Annotated in this window: 11 protein-coding genes; 8 read left to right on the top strand and 3 right to left on the bottom strand. The window is 76.4% G+C overall.

The window, feature by feature from the left end:
- Positions 1-94: 94 nt before the first annotated feature.
- Positions 95-1,420 (bottom strand): SWIM zinc finger family protein, encoded by a 1,326-nt coding sequence (locus ACIQ9P_RS15360; protein WP_402355188.1) that lies wholly within the window; start codon positions 1,418-1,420, stop codon positions 95-97.
- Positions 1,421-1,610: 190 nt separating this feature from the next.
- On the opposite strand from ACIQ9P_RS15360, the gene ACIQ9P_RS15355 reads away from it, so the two are divergent.
- From ACIQ9P_RS15355 to sucD, 5 genes are all read left to right on the top strand, one after another.
- Positions 1,611-2,741 (top strand): AAA family ATPase, encoded by a 1,131-nt coding sequence (locus tag ACIQ9P_RS15355; RefSeq protein WP_402355186.1) that lies wholly within the window; start codon positions 1,611-1,613, stop codon positions 2,739-2,741.
- Between the two features lie 84 nt (positions 2,742-2,825).
- On the top strand, positions 2,826-5,168 hold the full coding sequence (locus ACIQ9P_RS15350) for a DUF5682 family protein (protein ID WP_402355184.1): 2,343 nt from the start codon (positions 2,826-2,828) through the stop codon (positions 5,166-5,168).
- An 81-nt stretch (positions 5,169-5,249) separates the two neighbouring features.
- Positions 5,250-6,440, top strand: a complete 1,191-nt coding sequence (locus ACIQ9P_RS15345; protein ID WP_402355182.1) for a VWA domain-containing protein — start codon at positions 5,250-5,252, stop codon at positions 6,438-6,440.
- A 404-nt stretch (positions 6,441-6,844) separates the two neighbouring features.
- The gene (sucC, locus tag ACIQ9P_RS15340) at positions 6,845-8,017 is read left to right on the top strand and encodes an ADP-forming succinate--CoA ligase subunit beta (protein ID WP_402355180.1); all 1,173 of its coding nucleotides are present in this window, start codon (positions 6,845-6,847) and stop codon (positions 8,015-8,017) included.
- A 19-nt stretch (positions 8,018-8,036) separates the two neighbouring features.
- Positions 8,037-8,921 (top strand): succinate--CoA ligase subunit alpha, encoded by an 885-nt coding sequence (gene sucD / locus ACIQ9P_RS15335; RefSeq protein ID WP_402355178.1) that lies wholly within the window; start codon positions 8,037-8,039, stop codon positions 8,919-8,921.
- Between the two features lie 83 nt (positions 8,922-9,004).
- Here sucD and ACIQ9P_RS15330 read toward each other — a convergent pair whose 3' ends face one another.
- On the bottom strand, positions 9,005-11,119 hold the full coding sequence (locus tag ACIQ9P_RS15330) for a LuxR C-terminal-related transcriptional regulator (protein WP_402355176.1): 2,115 nt from the start codon (positions 11,117-11,119) through the stop codon (positions 9,005-9,007).
- 135 nt (positions 11,120-11,254) lie between these two features.
- Here ACIQ9P_RS15330 and ACIQ9P_RS15325 point away from each other — a divergent pair, with 135 nt between their 5' ends.
- Positions 11,255-12,697 (top strand): DUF6350 family protein, encoded by a 1,443-nt coding sequence (locus tag ACIQ9P_RS15325; protein WP_402355174.1) that lies wholly within the window; start codon positions 11,255-11,257, stop codon positions 12,695-12,697.
- A gap of 6 nt (positions 12,698-12,703) precedes the next feature.
- Here ACIQ9P_RS15325 and ACIQ9P_RS15320 read toward each other — a convergent pair whose 3' ends face one another.
- Positions 12,704-13,354 (bottom strand): hypothetical protein, encoded by a 651-nt coding sequence (locus tag ACIQ9P_RS15320; RefSeq protein ID WP_402355172.1) that lies wholly within the window; start codon positions 13,352-13,354, stop codon positions 12,704-12,706.
- Between the two features lie 365 nt (positions 13,355-13,719).
- On the opposite strand from ACIQ9P_RS15320, the gene purN reads away from it, so the two are divergent.
- Both purN and purH read left to right on the top strand, forming a co-directional pair.
- Positions 13,720-14,385: a phosphoribosylglycinamide formyltransferase gene (gene purN, locus ACIQ9P_RS15315; protein WP_402355170.1), complete on the top strand. Its 666-nt coding sequence runs from the start codon at positions 13,720-13,722 to the stop codon at positions 14,383-14,385.
- 69 nt (positions 14,386-14,454) lie between these two features.
- Complete coding sequence (gene purH / locus ACIQ9P_RS15310) at positions 14,455-16,035, top strand: bifunctional phosphoribosylaminoimidazolecarboxamide formyltransferase/IMP cyclohydrolase (protein WP_402355168.1); 1,581 nt, start codon at positions 14,455-14,457, stop codon at positions 16,033-16,035.
- Positions 16,036-16,105: the final 70 nt, after the last annotated feature.

Genomic DNA, 16,105 nt, shown 5'->3' with positions numbered 1-16,105 from the left:
TCTGGTCGAGTCCGGTCTGGTCGAATCCGGTCGGGCGGGGTCCGCTCGGGGTCGGGCGCCGGACGGCGGGGCGTGCGGGGCCGGGGCGGCCCGCTCAGGTCGCGGTGAGGCCGATCGGGCGGCCGTCCGCGCCCCAGGCGGTGACCGGGGCGAAGCCCTGGTGGCCGTACTCGCCGAAGAGGGTGAGCGGCCGGCCGGTGGAGACGGCGGCGAGCCGCCAGAGCGCGGCCTCGGTGACGGCCGCCCGGTGCACCGGGGCGGTGTGCCGGCCGTCGGTGAGCTGCCAGCCCTCGGGGGAGAGCACCGGCACGACCCCGGTGAGCACGCTCGGCCAGGCGTCCAGCCACGGGTCGTCGGCCACCGCGGTGCCGTAGCCGGCCACCGCCTCGGCGACGGTCAGGCCGGGCGGCGGGCCGTCGGGAGCGGCCCCGGGCGCGCCGTAGCGGGTGCCGAGGACCGCCCGCAGCGGGCGGGCGCCGGGGTGGAAGGCCAGCTCGGCCTCGACCACCTGGCCGGTGGGCAGGCCGAGTTCGGGTGCCTGCCCGGGGCGGCCGAAGGCGATCAGCAGGGCCTGACGGCCGGTCTTGGCGCCGCGCAGCCAGAGCCGGCGGGTGGTCAGCCGCTCGTCGGCGCCGCCCTCCATCGGCGAGGTGCGGCTGCCGAGGACCTGCCAGCGGTCCCGGACCGTCGGGCCGGCCAGCAGCTCGGCGGTCTCGGTGGTGTAGCCGACCCGGGCGCGCACGGTCGCGGCGAGCGGCGCGGGCAGTTCGTCGAGGCGGGTCGCGGCGGTGGCGAGCAGGTGCAGCATCGCGTACTCCTCCAGCATCCGGTGCTGCGGCAGGGCGTCGAGCTCGCGGACCCTGGTGGCCAGGCCCGGTGCCTGGGCGTCGACCATGCGGGCCGCGACCTCCTCCCAGGGGCCGGCGGTGGAGCGGTCGGCGAGGCCGGACCGGACCCGGTCGGCGAGCCGCAGCCGCAGCTCGGCGGCGCCGGCCGCGACCCGGGCGGAGCGCTTCCCGGCCCGCCGGAGGGCGGCGGCCGGGTCGGCCGGGGCGGCGGACCGCCCGGCCCGCTGTCCGGACCGCTCCTGGCGCTCCCGCAGCCACTCGGCGGCCCAGTCGGCGGGCTCGGCGCCGCCGGGCACGGCGTCGGGGGAGCCGCTCCAGAGCAGCAGCAGCCCGAGCGCGTGCTTGCACGGGAACTTCCGGCTCGGGCAGCCGCACCGGTAGGCGGGCGCGGCGAGTTCGACGACCGTGCGGTACGGCGTGCCGCCGCTGCCCCGGCACTCGCCCCAGACCGCGGCGCCGTCGGTGCCCGCGGCCGACCAGGACGCGGACGTGGAGAGCTTGCCCGCGGCCTTCCGCGAGGCGGCGTCGGGCGCCAGGGACAGGACGTGTTCGGTGCTCCAGCGTTCCTCCATGACCACGACGTTAGGCGCCGGCACTGACAGTCGACCCGGCCTCCGGGCAGCCCGAACTGAGGTCGGGTCAGGATTGTCAGTGGTCCGGTGCAGGCTGGTTGTCGCAGGCCGGGACGCCGATCCGGCTCCCCCCGACCACCCCGCCGCCCGGGCATCCGTGTGCCCGGTGGTCCGACCCGAAGGGGCCCCGATGACCGACCTCGTGACCGATGTCCTGCGGCAGCACGCGGAGGACGCCTTCGCCGCCGAACTGGCCGCGCTCGCGGCCCGGGACGACCGTCCGCGCCCGGAGCGCTGGCGGCTCTCCCCGTGGGCCGTCGCCACCTACCTGCTGGGCGGCGAACTGGACGACGGCACCGTGATCACGCCCAAGTACATCGGCCCGCGCCGGGTGGTGGAGGTCGCCGTCACCACTCTCGCCACCGACCGGGCGCTGCTGCTGCTCGGGGTGCCGGGCACCGCCAAGACCTGGGTGTCCGAGCACTTGGCGGCGGCGATCAGCGGCGACTCCACGCTGCTGGTGCAGGGCACCGCCGGTACCCCGGAGGAGGCGGTCCGCTACGGCTGGAACTACGCCCGGCTGCTCACCGAGGGTCCGAGCCGGGAGGCGCTGGTGCCCTCGCCGCTGATGCGGGCGATGGCGGACGGACGGATCGCCCGGGTCGAGGAGCTCACCCGGATCCCGGCGGACGTCCAGGACAGTCTGATCACCGTCCTGTCCGAGAAGACCCTGCCGATCCCGGAGCTGGGCACCGAGACCCAGGCCGTGCGCGGCTTCAACGTCATCGCCACCGCCAACGACCGCGACCGGGGGGTCAACGAGCTGTCCAGCGCGCTGCGCCGCCGCTTCAACACCGTGGTGCTGCCGCTGCCGGGCTCGCTGGAGGAGGAGGTCGAGATCGTCACCCGCCGGGTCGAGCAGCTCGGCCGCTCGCTCCAACTTCCCGAACTGCCCGGTGGGGCGCAGGAGATCAGGCGGGTGGTGACCGTCTTCCGGGAGCTGCGGGCCGGCCTCACCACCGACGGCCGGACGAAGGTGAAGACCCCGAGCGGCACCCTGTCCACCGCCGAGGCCATCTCGGTGGTCACCAACGGCATGGCGCTCGCCGCGCACTTCGGCGACGGGGTGCTGCGGGCCGGCGACGTCGCGGCCGGGGTGATCGGCGCCGTGGTCCGCGACCCGGCCGCCGACCAGCAGGTCTGGCGCGAGTACGTCGAGGGCGTGGTCCGCGAGCGGGACGGCTGGCAGGACTTCTACCGCGCCGCCCGCGAGAACGCCTACGAGAACGCCCGTGGGAGCACCCGCGAGAGCGCCCGCTGAGCCGCACGACCGCACGACCGCACGACCGCACGACCGCACGACCGCACGACCGCGGGACTCGCCGACGACGGGAGGGAGAGCGCGATGAGCGCAGAGGTGACACTGCTGGGCGTACGGCACCACGGGCCGGGATCGGCCCGCGCGGTGGCGGCCGCGCTGGAGCGGCTGCGGCCGGACGCGGTCCTGGTGGAGGGGCCGCCGGAGGCCGAGCCGGTCCTCGGACTGGCCGCCGCGAAGGACATGGTGCCGCCGGTCGCGCTGCTGGCCCACGCGGCCGACGACCCGTCCCGGGCCGCGTTCTGGCCCTACGCCGAGTTCTCGCCGGAGTGGGTGGCGATCCGTCACGCGGTGGACCGCGGCGTCCCGCTCCGGTTCATCGACCTGCCGGCCGGGCACTCCTTCGCGGAGGTCGGCGGCGAGGACGACGGCGTCGAGGAGGACGCCCACCTGCCGCGCGACCCGATCGCCCGGCTCGCCGAGGCGGCCGGCCACGACGACCCCGAGCGCTGGTGGGAGGACGTCGTCGAGCACCGCCGCCCCGCCGACGGCGAGGACGCGCTCGCGCCGTTCGCGGCCGTCGCCGAGGCGATGACGGTGCTGCGCGAGGACGGTGGGGCGGGCCTGCGCGACCGGCAGCGCGAGGCGTACATGCGCGGACGGATCCGTGCCGCCCGCCGGGCCGGCCACCAGCGGATCGCCGTGGTCTGCGGGGCCTTCCACGTGCCCGCGCTGGCCGTGGAGCCGACCGTCGCCCACGACCGGGCCCTGCTCGCCGGACTGCCGAAGAAGGTGCGGACGGAGGTCACCTGGGTGCCCTGGACGCACCGCCGGCTCTCCCAACTGGCCGGCTACGGCGCCGGGATCGTCTCCCCGGGCTGGTACCACCACCTGCACCGGACCGACGGCGACCCGCTGCCCGGCTGGCTCACCCGGGCCGCCGGACTGCTCCGGGCCGAGGACCACCCGGTCTCCTCCGCGCACGTCATCGAGGCCGTCCGGCTGGCCCGCGCCCTCGCCGGGCTGCGCGGCCGCCCGCTGGCCGGGCTCACCGAGACGCTGGACGCCGTCCGCGCGGTGATGTGCGAGGGTTCGGACGTCGCCCTCGCGCTGGTCCGGGACCGGCTGGTGATCGGCGACGTACTCGGCTCGGTGCCCGAGGACGCGCCCGCCGTCCCGCTCCAGCGCGACCTGGCCCGGCTCCAGCGCACCCTGCGGCTCCGGCCCGGGCCGGAACCGCGCGACCTCGATCTCGACCTGCGCAAGGAGATCGACGCGGCCCGCTCCCGGCTGCTGCACCGGCTGCGGCTGCTCGGCGTCGACTGGGGCGTGCCGGCCCGCTCCGCGGTCGCCTCCACCGGCACCTTCCGGGAGAGCTGGCGGCTCTGCTGGCAGCCGGAGTTCGCGGTCAGGATCGCCGAGGCCGCCCAGTGGGGCACCACGGTCGAGCGGGCCGCCGTCGGCAAGGCCGTCGGCACCGCCCGGGCCGGGGCCGGACTCGCCGAGCTCACCGGGCTGGTGGAGACCTGCCTGGTGGCCGACCTGGCCGAGGCCCTGCCCCCGGTGATGCGGGTTCTCGCCGACCGGGCCGCGCTGGACACCGATGTCGCCCACCTGGCCGGCGCGCTGCCCGCACTGGTCCGGGCGCTGCGCTACGGCGACGTCCGGGGCACCGACCGCGTTGCTCTCGGCGAGGTGGCCGGCGGGCTGGCCGACCGGGTCCGGGTCGGTCTGCCGCCCGCCTGCACCGGCCTGGACGCCGCCGGCGCCGCCGTGATGCGCGCCCACCTCGACGAGGTGCACGGCGCGATCGGCCTGCTGGGCGGCGCCGACGGTCCCACCGGAGGCCCCGCCGACGGCCTCGCCGACCGCTGGGCCGGCACGCTGCGGTCGCTCGCCCGGCGCGAGCCCACCGGCGGACCGGCCACCGGCGTGCCCGGACTGCTGCGCGGGCGGGCCGTCCGGCTGCTGCTGGACGACGGCCGACTGGACGCGGCGGACGCCGGGCGGCGGCTCGGCCTGGTGCTGTCCACCGCCAACAGCCCGGTGGACGCCGCCGGGTGGATCGAGGGTTTCCTGAGCGGCGGGGGCACGCTGCTGCTGCACGACCCCCGGCTGCTGGATCTGCTCGACGCCTGGCTGACCGCCGTGCCCGCGGCCGCCTTCACCGATCTGCTGCCGCTGCTGCGCCGCACCTTCGCGACCCTGGAGGCCGGGGTCCGGCACACCGTCGGCGGCCGGGTGGCGGCCGGTCCGCTCGACGGGGACGGCACCGAACCGTCGGCGGTGGCCGTCGAGCTGGACCTCGCCCGGGCCGGCGCCGCGCTGCCGGTGGTCGCCCTGCTGCTCGGCCTGCCGGTCGGCGCCGCGGCCGCCCCCGGCGCCGACCGCCCGAGGATCCCCCGGCAGGCCGGGGGCCGCGACACCTGACGGTCACCCGCCGATCGCCCACCGCGCACCGCGCACCGGCCACCCCGCCCGTCCCACTGACCGCACCCAGAGGAGCCCCCGATGGCCGCCGGCACCCCGCTGACCCCCACCACCCCGGACGACGAGCGACTGCGCCGCTGGCGGCTGGTCCTCGGCGGCGAGGCCGACGGCACCGGCCGCGCCCTGCACGGCCGGGACGCCGCGATGGACGGCGCGCTCGCCGCGCTCTACCGGGGCGCGCCCGAGGAGGGGCGGGCCGGGCAGCAGCGCTCCGGCCGCCGCGGCGCCGGCCTGGGCGGCTCGGCCCCGCAGGTGGCGCGCTGGCTGGGCGACATCCGCGAGTACTTCCCGGCCACCGTGGTCCAGGTGATGCAGCGGGACGCGATCACCCGGCTCGGGCTGGAGCAGCTGCTGCTGGAACCGGAGATGCTGGCGGCCGTCGAGCCGGACGTCCACCTGGTCGCCACCCTGCTCTCGCTCAAGCACGCGCTGCCCGAGACCACCCGGGAGACCGCCCGCGCGGTCGTCGGCACGGTGGTCGCCGAACTGGAACGCCGGCTGGCCGACCGGACCAGGGCCACCCTGGGCGGCGCGCTGGACCGCGGCGCCCGGGTCGGGCGCCCGCGCCACCGGGACATCGACTGGGACCGGACGGTCCGCGCCAATCTGCGCAACTACCTGCCCGAGCACGGCACCGTCGTCCCCGAGCGGCTGGTCGGCTGGGCCCGGGCCCGGCGCGCGGTGAAGAAGGACGTCGTGCTCTGCGTCGACCAGTCCGGCTCGATGGCCCCGTCCGTCGTGCACGCGGCGGTGTTCGGCGCCGTGCTCGCCTCGATGAAGAGCCTGGACACCCGGCTGGTGGTCTTCGACACCTCGGTGGTCGACCTCACCGAGCAACTCGCCGACCCGGTCGACGTGCTCTTCGCGACCCAGCTCGGCGGCGGCACCGACATCAACCGGGCGCTCGCCTACTGCCAGTCCCGGATCACCCGCCCGGCCGAGACGGTCGTCGTGCTGATCAGCGACCTCTACGAGGGCGGCGTCCGGGACGGGATGCTCAAGCGGGTGGCCGCGATGACGGCCGCGGGTGTCCAGGTCGTCGTCCTGCTGGCGCTCTCCGACGAGGGCGCGCCCGCCTACGACCACGCGCACGCCGCCGCGCTGGCCGCCCTCGGCGTCCCGGCCTTCGCCTGCACCCCCGACGCCTTCCCGGAGGTGATGGCGGCGGCGATCGCCAGGCGCCCGATCCCGGTCCCGGTCCACGGCGTGTGAGCGGGCGGCCCGCCCGGCGCCGGTGGGAGCGGACCCGAACGGCCGCCCGTCCGGCGGCCGCGCACGGCGCTCCGGGCCCGGCGCGCGCCGGTCTCACCCGTACGGGGGAACATGGAGCGTGGGCGAGCGAACCCGCTGGTCCGAGCGCCCGGCGCACGCTGTTCGGGCCTTCTGTGACGGTTCTCACCAAAGACGGGCAGGCCCCGGGCGAAACACGCCCGTCCGGCGGGGATAACCTGCCAGACGGACGTGACGCGCGTGTGAATTGACGTGTGCGCCCGTGGCTGTGTGGGCCGCAAGGCCGTACCTCTGCGTACCCGCACCGCCCCGACGACCCGCAGCGAAGATCCTGCCGTGGCACGCTCGTAGAGACACAATCCGCGACCACGAACAAGGACAAACACGTGGACCTGTTCGAGTACCAGGCGAGGGACATCTTCGCCAAGCACGGCGTGCCCGTGCTTGACGGCGATGTCATCGAGACCCCCGAAGCGGCTCGCGCCATCGCCGAGCGTTTCGGCGGCCGCGCCGTCGTCAAGGCTCAGGTGAAGGTGGGAGGCCGAGGCAAGGCCGGCGGCGTGAAGCTCGCCGCCGACCCGGCGGACGCCGTCGCCAAGGCCGAGCAGATCCTCGGCATGGACATCAAGGGCCACACCGTGCACAAGGTGATGCTGGCCCAGACCGCGGACATCAAGGACGAGTACTACGTCTCGTTCCTGCTGGACCGCACCAACCGCACCTTCCTGGCCATGGCCAGCGTCGAGGGCGGCGTGGAGATCGAGGTCGTCGCGGAGGAGAACCCCGACGCGCTCGCCAAGATCCCGGTCGACGCCAACGAGGGCTGCACCCCGGAGAAGGCCGCCGAGATCGTCGCCGCGGCGAAGTTCCCGGCCGAGGTCGCCGACCAGGTCGCCGACGTCCTGCAGAAGCTGTGGACCGTCTTCATCAAGGAGGACGCCCTCCTCGTCGAGGTCAACCCGCTGATCAAGTCCGGTGACGGCAAGATCATCGCGCTCGACGGCAAGGTCTCCCTGGACGAGAACGCCGAGTTCCGCCAGCCGGACCACGAGGCGCTCGAGGACAAGGCCGCGGCCAACCCGTTGGAGGCCGCCGCCAAGGCCAAGGGTCTCAACTACGTCAAGCTCGACGGCGCGGTCGGCATCATCGGCAACGGCGCGGGCCTCGTCATGAGCACCCTCGACGTGGTCGCGTACGCCGGTGAGAAGCACGGCAACGTCAAGCCCGCCAACTTCCTCGACATCGGCGGCGGCGCCTCCGCCGAGGTCATGGCGAACGGCCTGGAGATCATCCTCGGCGACCCCGACGTCAAGTCGGTCTTCGTCAACGTCTTCGGTGGCATCACCGCGTGCGACGCGGTCGCCAACGGCATCGTGCAGGCCCTCGCGCTGCTGGCGGAGAAGGGCGAGGCGGTCACCAAGCCGCTGGTCGTCCGTCTCGACGGCAACAACGCCGAGCTGGGCCGGCAGATCCTGACCGACGCCAACCACCCGCTCGTCGAGCAGGTGGACACCATGGACGGTGCGGCCGACCGCGCCGCCGAGCTGGCCAACAAGTAAGGAAGGGGACTTTCACACCATGGCTATCTTCCTTACCAAGGACAGCAAGGTCATCGTCCAGGGCATGACCGGCTCCGAGGGCATGAAGCACACCCGCCGCATGCTCGCCTCCGGCACCCAGATCGTCGGCGGTGTCAACCCGCGCAAGGCCGGTACCACCGTTGACGTCGACGGCACCGAGGTGCCCGTCTTCGGCACCGTCGCCGAGGCCATCGAGAAGACCGGTGCCGATGTCACCGTCATCTTCGTGCCGCCGAAGTTCACCAAGGACGCCGTCGTCGAGGCCATCGACGCCGAGATCGGCCTGGCCGTCGTCATCACCGAGGGCGTCCCGGTGCACGACACCGCCGCCTTCTGGGCCTACGCCGGCTCCAAGGGCAACGCGACCCGGATCATCGGCCCGAACTGCCCCGGCCTGATCAGCCCCGGCCAGTCGAACGCGGGCATCATCCCGGCCGACATCACCAAGGCCGGCAAGATCGGCCTGGTCTCGAAGTCGGGCACCCTGACCTACCAGCTCATGTACGAGCTGCGCGACATCGGCTTCTCCTCGGCCGTGGGCATCGGCGGTGACCCGGTCATCGGCACCACCCACATCGACGCCCTCAAGGCGTTCCAGGAGGACCCGGAGACCGAGCTCATCGTCATGATCGGTGAGATCGGTGGCGACGCCGAGGAGCGTGCCGCGGCCTACATCGCCGAGCACGTCACCAAGCCGGTCGTCGGCTACGTCGCGGGCTTCACCGCCCCCGAGGGCAAGACCATGGGCCACGCCGGCGCCATCGTCTCCGGCTCGTCCGGCACCGCCCAGGCCAAGAAGGAGGCCCTTGAGGCCGCCGGTGTCAAGGTCGGCAAGACGCCGTCCGAGACCGCCCGCCTGGCCCGTGAGCTGTTCAAGGGCTGACGCCCCCCGCTCGCGCACAGCGCCCCCGCCCGGCCTCGCCGGTGCGGGGGCGCTGTCGTTCCGGAACGGCCCCGGCACCCGGGTCAGCGCGGCCGCCGGTGCTCCGCCGGGCAGGGGAGCAGCACCCAGGACGCGCAGCCGGGCGGCTCCGGGGCCATCGCGGCCGGCGGGGGCAGCGCCACCCCGGCCCGCCCGCCCGCCGGCGGCCGGTACGGCCCGTCGGTCCGGGGCGGCGGCGGATCCACCACGACCGGCTCCAGCCCCGGCGTCGGCGAGCACCACAGGCTGAGGACACCGGACGGCGCCCCGTCCGGCAGCAGCGGCAGCAGTGCCTCAGGGTCGGTCGCGAGCGTGGGCACCGGCGCGCAGAGCGCGGGCGGCGGCGGATCCGGTGGCCGGAACAGCTCGCCCGGCCCGCCACCCGCCAGCGTCGCCGCCACCGCGCCCCCGACGGCCACCGTCAGCAGCGCCGCCGCCCCGGTCCGGCCCGCGTGCACCAGCCCCTGCCGGGCCCGCAGCAGCGGCACCGGCGGCCGGTGCGGCTCCGGCACCCCGCGCACCGCGGCCCGGTGCAGCAGCCCGCACAGCCGGTCCGCGAACCCGTCCGCCGCCGGATCCGGTCCCACCAGGTCCGGGACCCATCGCGCCAGGGCCGCCCGCGCCGCCCACACCCGCCCCTCGGCGGCCGCCACCGTGGACTCCACCTCGACCGCCACCGCGGCGGCCGGCAGCCCCAGGCCGTCGTGCAGGACCAGCGCCCGACGCTGCGGCCGGGAGAGCCGGCGCAGTGCCTTGAGCAGGGCCCGGTCCCGGTCGGTGAGGCGGTCGTGGTCCGGCAGTACCGCCTGGGCCTCGTCCGCCGGACGCACCTTGATCCGCCGGTGCGGCAGGCGCCACGCGTGGGCCCGCCGGGGCCCGCCCCGGTGCCACGGGGACAGTGCCAGTTCGAACGCCCGGGTCCGCACCCACCGTTCGGGCTCGGCCCCGGCGGCCGCCTCCGGCCAGTGCCGCCGCGCCTCGCCGAACGCCCGCGCGACGCAGTGCACGGCGCGGTGCCGGCACCCGGTGAGCAGGAACACCTGCTGCACCAACCGGGTGTGCGCCGCCTCGTACACCTCCTCGAACGCCGCTACCGGCTGTTCGGCGGCGCCGACGGGGGCGACGGGGTCGGTGGCGGCCGGGGTCGGGTCGGTGGGGGGGCTCTCGTCGGCCGGTGCCGGTGCCGGGCGGGCTCCGGTCCCGGCACCCCGGCCCGTGCGGCCGCTCCGGTCGGGGCGTCCGGCGGTGGCGGCGGCCGGGGCGGGCGTGGTCTTCCGGTCGGCCGCTGTCGGCCCGGACCGTGCTCCGGCCCCGGCGGGGCCGCCCGTGGGGCGGCGGGCCCCGGTACCCCGGTCCGGCCCGTCGACGGCCCGCCCGGCCCCGGCCGGTGCGCCCGCCCCGGCCTTCGGGGCCGCCGGGGTGGCCCTGCCGTGCCCGTCTGCCCCGCCCGGCCGGGGCCGCGCGGGCTTCGGATCCGTCACGGGCGTTCCCGACGCGGTGTCCTGGCGCGCCGTGGGCGCGGCGGTCGCGGGCCGGGCGGCCTTCGGGTCCGGGGCGCCCCCGGGCCCGGTCGGCCGCTGGCGGCCCCCGTCCGCGCCACCCCTCGCGGGAGCCGGAGCCGGAGCCGGAGCCGGAGCCGGAGCCGGAGCCGGAGCCGGAGCCGAAGCCGGACTCGGTGTCCGACCCCGGCTCTGAGCCCGGGTCATGTCCTGGGCCTGGGCCTGCGCCTGCGCCGACACGGCGTCCGCCCCCGCCCCCTGCGCCGTCGGCAGCAGCGCGGCGAGGGCGGCGATCTCCCCCTGGGTGCGGGTGCCGAGCTTGCGCAGGGCGCGGTGCTGGTAGCTGCGGGCGGTGGTGGGCGTGACACCCAGCGCGGTGGCCGTCTCGGCGAGGTCGCGGCCGGCCGCGAGGTGGACGAGGGCCTCCGCCTCACGGGCCGTCAGGCGGCGCAGCAGCGCCGCCGCGTCCGCGGGGGGCATCCCCCCACCCTGCCGCGCGGCCCCGTCCGCCCCGGTGGTGGCGCCGGTCCGGCCTCGGCCGCCCTTGCGCTTTCCGGGGCGTCCCTTCCCGCCGCGGTCGGTCGGGGCGGGCCCGGCGGCGGGTGCGGCGGGAGGCGCGGGCTGGGTGCCGGTGCGGGCGGCGGTCGGGGGCTTGGTCATCAGACGCTCCGGGCCGGATCGGTCGCGGCGGCGATAGGGCATGGTCTGAAAATGCGCATAAGCCAATAATCTGGGACACCCCGGCGGTTTGCCTCTTCACGGAGCATGGCGAGTCGCCTTGGCACGATGAGGCCCATGACGCAGCTGACGGGTCGTCCGATTCTGGAATCGCCGGGCGAACTGGGGGCCAGGCCCGTCCTGTCGGCCCTGCTCACCGGGGTTCGGACGGCCCTGCTCGGGCTGTCGGTGGTCACCGTTCCGGTGCTCGGACTCTGGGTGGTGACCCCGTTCGCGGACGACGGAGCGGCCGGGGCGCTGCGGCTGGCGTCCGCGTTGTGGCTGCTGGGACACGGCGCGCCGGTGCTGCGCGGGCCGGCCGGGACGCCGCTCTCGCTGGCTCCGCTGCTGCTGGGGCTGCTGACGGTGGGCCAGCTGTACCGGGCGGCGGGCCGGGTGGCGGCGCGCGCCGCGGGGCGGCCGGGGGGCCGCGGCGGGGTGCCGGCGGTCTGGGTGGGCTACTGCGCGGTGGCCTGCGCGGTGGTGGCGCAGTGCGCGGGGGCGGGGGAGTTCCGGGCCCGGGTGGTGGCCGATCTCGCGATGGTCGCGCTGGTGGCCGGGGCGGCGGTGGCGGCCGGGGCGCGACGGCCGGGGGCGGCCCCGGTCGGGGTGGAGACGCTGGAGCGGGCCCTGGCCGGTTTGCCGGAGGGGGTTCGGCCGACCGGCGGCGCGTCGGTGGTCCGGGTGGCCGCGCTGACGGCCGGGGCCGGACTGGTGGCGGCCGGCGGGCTGGTGGTCGCGGCGGCGGCGGTGCTGGCCGCCGTGGGCGGGGGCGTCGGGTCGGCGGTGTTCGGGGGCGGACCGGCGGCGGTGGCGGGGGTGCTGCTGCTGGCCCTGGTGCTGCTGCCGAACACGGTGCTGTGGGGCACGGCGTACGCGCTCGGGCCGGGTTTCGCGGTGGGCGCGGGGACGGTGGTGTCGCCGGTGCGGACGGTACTGGGCCCGGTGCCGGACTTCCCGCTGTTCGCGCTGCTCCCGGAGCCGGGGGCGGGTGGCTGGCGGCTGGCGGTGTGCGTGCTGCCCGCGCTGGCGGGCGTGCTGCCGGGGCTGCTGCTGGGGCGGGCGGCCGCGGTGGCCGCGGACCCGGTGCCGGGCGGGTCGCCGCGCCCGCCCGCCCCGTGGCCGGTGGCGGCGACGGTGGTGGCGGCGCTGGTGTCCGGGCTGCTGGTGGGCGCCGCGGCGGCGGGGCTGGGGTGGATCGTCGGCGGGGCGCTGGGAGCGGGCCGGATGGCGGAGCTGGGGCCGGTGCCGTGGTGGACGGCGCCGGCCGCGGCGGGCTGGGTCGCGGTGGTGTCCGCGCCGGTCGCGGTGCTGGCGCGGTCCCGGGCGCTGCGCCTGGCGGCGGGCGGTGCGGCCGGGTCGTGGTGGCCCGGCCTTCCCCTCGTCCCGGGGGCGTTCGTCGTGACCGCCCGCCGGGGTGCGCTCCTGCTGCGCGCTCGCGCGTACCGCCTGGTCACCCGCCTGTCGGGAGCCCCCGGCGCGTCCACCGCTCCCACCGCGCCCGGCGGTCCGGTGCGGTGATTCGGCTCAGTCGCTCTTCGTGGTGATGTCCACGTACCACTGCGGGGCGAGCCGGTCGCAGCCGTCCGCGCCGCTGGAGGTCAGGGAGTCCTGCACACAGGTCACGTAGTCGTTGTAGTAGAGCGCGAGGCCGAGGACGGAGGAGACGAAGACCACCGTCATCGCGCCGGTGAGGACGCCCGCGAGCGCGGCCGGGGTGAGCGGGTTCTGGGTGCCGGGGCCGGCGGGCGCCGGGGTGCCGCCGTCGGTGGCGGAGGGCCGGGGCGCGCGCATCGCGGAGACGCCCCAGACGATGGCGAGCGCGCCGACGAACAGGGCGACGTAGTGCAGCGCGGCGAACGCGCAGACCAGTGCGGCCATACCGGCCAGCGCGGCGTTGCGGGCCTTGCGCTGGGCGGGGTCGTTCGGGTCGAGCCGGGGCGGCTGCGGCGCGGACGGGCGGGGGTTCCAGCCGCCGCCCTGGTAGCCGGGGCTCCACGGGTGCGGCGGCGGGACGAGCGGGCGGTCGCCCGGGTCGCCCTCCTGGCCCTCCTGACCCTCGGGCCGGTCGGGGTCGCCGGTGGGGTGGGGAGCGCGCGGGCGCCACGGCTGCTCGGGGGCATCCGCCGGCGGCGGCGCGAAGGGGTTGCGCTCGCCGGTGTCGTCACCGCTGCTCATGGTTCGGCCATTCCTTCTCGGTCGGTGGGGCGGGTGCCCGCGCCACCCTATGTTCCCGCGGGCCCCTGTGGGGGGTCCGGGCACGTCCTGCGGCCCGGGAGTCGGCGGTCCGCCGGGGTCCGGGCCGGGGCCCGGACGGCCGGCGAGATCCCCGTCTCAGCTACGCGCGTAGCCCCGGACGGTGTTTCGGAGGCCGTCCGACCAGCCGTTATGGTGGTGACGGTCAGCAGCTCCCACGGGTTCCCCGGGGCCCGCGTCGCGGCGGGTTCTCCTGGAGTTCCTCCTCGCTCGACCTGCCGTTCGTAGTGGCCCCACCACCGGTGGACGTACCAGCGGGCGGCGCCCGACCTACGGAGAATCGCGCAGTGGCCGCCGCCCCCGCTCAGCTCTTCCCGCCCCGCACGCCCGGACCGGCCCGTCTGGTGGTGCTGGTCTCCGGCTCCGGCACCAACCTCCAGGCCCTGATCGACGCCGTCGCCGACGCCGCGTACGGCGCGGAGATCGTCGCCGTGGGCGCGGACCGGGACGGCATCGCCGGGCTGGAGCGCGCCGGGCGGGCCGGTCTGCCGGTCTTCGTGCACCGGGTGAAGGACCACGCGGACCGGGCGGACTGGGACCGCGCGCTGACCGCCTCCGTCGCCGGGTACGAGCCCGACCTGGTCGTCACGGCCGGGTTCATGAAGATCCTCGGCCCCGGGTTCGTCGAAGCCTTCGCCGGCCGGATCGTCAACACCCACCCCGCGCTGCTGCCCGCCTTCCCCGGCGCCCACGGCGTCACCGACGCGCTGGCGTACGGGGTGCGGGTCACCGGTTGCACCGTCCACCTGGTCGACGCCGGCGTCGACACCGGGCCGATCATCGCGCAGGGCGTCGTGGAGGTCCACGACGCCGACCACGCGGACGGTGGCGGGGCGCTGCACGAACGCATCAAGACTGTCGAGCGCAAGCTGCTCGTCGACGTCGTGGGCCGGCTGGCCCGCGAGGGTCACCGCATCGAGGACCGAAAGGTATGGATTCCGGCACATGAGTGAGCGGAGCGAACGAATCATCGAGAACGGTGCCTGGTGCGCAGCGCCCGCCGAGCGCGGCGAGGTGGCAGCATGAGCGCCGCTCCCACCACGCCCCCTGTCTCCGAGAACGTCCGGCCGATCCGCCGCGCGCTGATCAGCGTGTACGACAAGACCGGTCTGGAGGAGCTGGCCCAGGGCCTGCACGCCGCCGGGGTCGCCATCGTCTCCACCGGCTCGACCGCCGGCCGGATCGCCGCCGCCGGCGTCCCGGTGACCGAGGTCTCCGAGCTGACCGGCTTCCCGGAGTGCCTGGACGGACGGGTGAAGACCCTGCACCCGCGCGTGCACGCCGGTGTCCTCGCCGACCTGCGGCTGGAGTCGCACCGGGCGCAGCTGGCCGAGCTGGGTGTCGAGCCCTTCGACCTGGTCGTGGTGAACCTCTACCCGTTCAAGGCGACCGTCGCCTCCGGCGCCACCCCGGACGAGTGCGTCGAGCAGATCGACATCGGCGGCCCGAGCATGGTCCGCGCCGCCGCCAAGAACCACCCCTCGGTGGCCGTCGTGGTCGACCCGGCCCGCTACCAGGACGTGCTGACGGCCGTCCAGGGCGGCGGCTTCGACCTGCTGACCCGCAAGCGGCTGGCAGCCCAGGCGTTCGCCCACACCGCCGCCTACGACGTCGCGGTGGCCAACTGGTTCGAGGAGTCCGGCTACACGGAGTCCGAGGACGCTTTCCCGGTCTTCCTGGGTTCGGCCTTCGAGCGCCAGAACGTGCTGCGCTACGGCGAGAACCCGCACCAGGGCGCCGCGCTGTACACCGACGGCAGCGGCGGTCTGGCCGGCGCGCGGCAGCTGCACGGCAAGGAGATGTCGTACAACAACTACGTCGACACCGACGCCGCCCGCCGCGCCGCCTACGACCACGCCGAGCCGGCCGTCGCGATCATCAAGCACGCCAACCCGTGCGGCATCGGGACCGGCGCCGACGTGGCCGAGGCGCACCGCAAGGCGCACGAGTGCGACCCGGTGTCCGCGTACGGCGGCGTGATCGCGGTCAACCGCCCGGTCACGGTGGCGCTGGCCGAGCAGATCGCCCCGATCTTCACCGAGGTCGTGGTGGCCCCCGGTTACGAGGACGGCGCCGTCGAGGTGCTGGCCCGCAAGAAGAACCTGCGGGTGCTGCTCGCCCCCGGGGCCCCGGCCGACGCCCGGGAGGTGCGCCCGGTCTCCGGCGGCGTGCTGCTCCAGGACGCCGACCGGGTGCGCGCCGAGGGCGACGACCCGGCGACCTGGACGCTGGCCTCCGGCGCGGCGCTGTCCCCGGCCGAGCTGGCCGAGCTGGCGTTCGCCTGGCGGGCCTGCCGGGCCGTCAAGTCCAACGCGATCCTGCTGGCCAAGGACGGTGCCTCGGTGGGCGTCGGCATGGGCCAGGTCAACCGGGTCGACTCCTGCAAGCTCGCGGTGGAGCGGGCCGGCGAGCGGGCCAAGGGCTCGTACGCGGCCTCCGACGCCTTCTTCCCGTTCGCGGACGGCGCGGCGATCCTGATCGCGGCCGGTGTGCGGGCGATCGTCCAGCCCGGTGGCTCGATCCGGGACGAAGAGGTGGTCGCGGCCGCCGCCGAGGCCGGGGTGACCATGTACTTCACCGGCACCCGCCACTTCTTCCACTGACGCGGTCCGGGGCGGGGCGGCACGGCGCCGTCCGGCCCCGGACGACGGAACGGCCCGGCTCCCTCCACCG

It is taken from the genome of Kitasatospora sp. NPDC094019, assembly GCF_044764505.1.
Taxonomy (GTDB): Bacteria; Actinomycetota; Actinomycetes; order Streptomycetales; family Streptomycetaceae; genus Kitasatospora.
This window is presented reverse-complemented; position numbering and strand designations above follow the sequence as displayed.